This is a genomic window from Lysinibacillus sp. EB271-A1-10B (assembly GCF_058791335.1).
In genome coordinates, this window is record NZ_JBYTDL010000056.1 from 1 (window position 1) to 2125 (window position 2125).

Consider the following 2125-nt stretch of genomic DNA (forward strand, 5'->3'; position numbering starts at 1 on the left):
CCGAACACGGAAGTTAAGCTCTTTAGCGCCGATGGTAGTTGGGGGCTTCCCCCTGTGAGAGTAGGACGTCGCTAGGCGCAAAAAGTCGCTGCTGATAATCTCAGTAGTGGCTTTTTTTATACCCTGAAGAATATTAAATAAAAGCAATATATAAAGGAGACATTTCACCAATCACTTGGTTAAAATGTCTCCTTTTTTTATTTTATACAGTTGCTGCTCGTAGCTCTATACGACGAATTTTCCCAGAAGTTGTTTTTGGTAGCTCATCGATAAAGACAATGCTTCGAGGATATTTATAAGGTGCTGTTAAAGCTTTAACATGCTCCTGTAGTTCTTTTGTTAATTCGACCTCATCATGATCTTTGAAGCTTTCTCGCAAGATGACAAAGGCTTTAACAATATGTCCTCTAATTTCATCTGGTGCTGCGACTACAGCACATTCTTGTACAGCTTCATGTTTATTTAAAGCATCCTCTACCTCAAATGGCCCAATTGTATAGCCTGATGAAATAATGATGTCATCTCCTCGGCCTTCAAACCAGAAGTAGCCGTCTTCATCGCATTTAGCTTGGTCACCAGTAATATACCAATCTCCACGGAAGGCAGCTTGTGTACGTTCAGGCTCACGATAGTACTCTTTAAATAGAGCAGGAGATGATTTATGTACCGCAATATCTCCAACTTCGCCAATTGGTACCTCGTTACCCTCATGATCAATGATACGAACAATATTGCCTGGAGTAGGAACACCCATTGAACCAGGACGTAATTCAGAATTTTCGAGTGTGCCGATTAATAAAGTATTTTCCGTTTGGCCATAGCCATCGCGCACTTTAAGATCAAAGTTGTTCATAAATGTTTCGATGACTGGTCGATTTAACGGTTCACCAGCAGAAACAGCGCTACGTAGTGAAGATAGATTGTAGTCTTTTAAATTATCAAGCTTCGCCATAATGCGATATTCTGTTGGAGTACAGCATAATACATTGACTTTTTCATCCTGAAGCAGTTGAAGGTATGTTTTTGCATCAAATCCTCCATGGTATACAAATGCAGTTGCGCCCAGCATAATAGTCGATAAAAATGGACTCCAAATCCATTTTTGCCACCCTGGTGCTGCTGTAGCCCAAACTAGATCACCTTCACGTACACCAAGCCACCCCGAAGCCGCTGTTCTAATATGGGCATATCCCCAACCGTGCGAATGAACAGCTCCTTTTGGTTTACCAGTCGTGCCTGATGTATAAGAAAGAAATGCCATATCATCTCTTTTCGTCGCAGCTGCTTTAAATGTATCTGGCTGTGTACTAGCCAATTCATTTAAAGACGTCCAATTACCTGTAGCAGAACCTATAACTAATTTATTATTTAAAGCCTCTACTGAAGAAGTAATACGATCTACTTCACTAGTAAACACTTCATAGGCAATTACTGCCTTTGCAGAAGAGTGCTCCATACGATACTCTAAATCACTTGCACGTAACATTTCTGAGCATGAAATAGGAACAATTCCAGCCTTTAGACATCCAAGAAAGACAAAATAAGCTTCAGGCAGACGTGGAATAATGACTAATACGCGATCGCCTTTTTGAAGCCCCTTCTTCGTTAAGACATTCGCGTATTGATTCATTTTTTGAACAAGTTCGACATAGGAAACCGTTCGTCGCTCCTGTTGAGTATTTAGCCATCGTATTGCTTGACGATCACTATCTTGAGAAAATTTCTCCAATTCCTCTGTAATATTATAGAATTCTGGTGCAATTAAATCGTTTGTTACCATGTGAACATTCCTCCCCCAAACAAATTTAATAGAAAATTCTTAAAACTATCTTTATTTTATCAATTACAATAATATACAGCAAGAATATTCTATACATAAAATAGAAATATTAGATTTAATAGAGAACTATTAGGTTTTTAGTTAAGGTACAGGAATACTTCGACAAAAAATATAAAAATTTTCACAATATGTATTGCATAATTTATAATGCTTGATATAATAATAAATGTACTTGAGAGGTTTTTAAAAACCGAATTGAATAGTATTGTTCCGAAGTAGCTCAGTTGGTAGTAGCACCTGACTGTTAATCAGGTTGTCGCAGGTTCGAGTCCTGCCTTCGGAGCC

The 2125-nt window shown here is 38.5% G+C and carries 1 protein-coding gene, 1 tRNA gene and 1 rRNA gene; 2 read left to right on the top strand and 1 reads right to left on the bottom strand.

Features of this window, described 5'->3' with window-relative positions; all coding sequences use genetic code 11:
• Positions 1-77, top strand: a 5S ribosomal RNA gene (gene rrf / locus AC3WSK_RS26430); the annotation flags it as partial.
• 125 nt (positions 78-202) lie between these two features.
• Here the strand turns inward: rrf and mbcS are convergent.
• Complete coding sequence (gene mbcS, locus AC3WSK_RS26435) at positions 203-1780, bottom strand: acyl-CoA synthetase MbcS (RefSeq protein WP_427483265.1); 1578 nt, start codon at positions 1778-1780, stop codon at positions 203-205.
• A gap of 269 nt (positions 1781-2049) precedes the next feature.
• Between mbcS and AC3WSK_RS26440 the strand changes: the two genes are divergently transcribed.
• Positions 2050-2123 (top strand) — tRNA-Asn (locus AC3WSK_RS26440).
• Positions 2124-2125: the final 2 nt, after the last annotated feature.

Excerpts from the sequence above, each read along its gene's own strand:
- mbcS (WP_427483265.1), bottom strand. The coding sequence starts at position 1,780 with ATGGTAACAAACGATTTAATTGCACCAGAATTCTATAATATTACAGAG.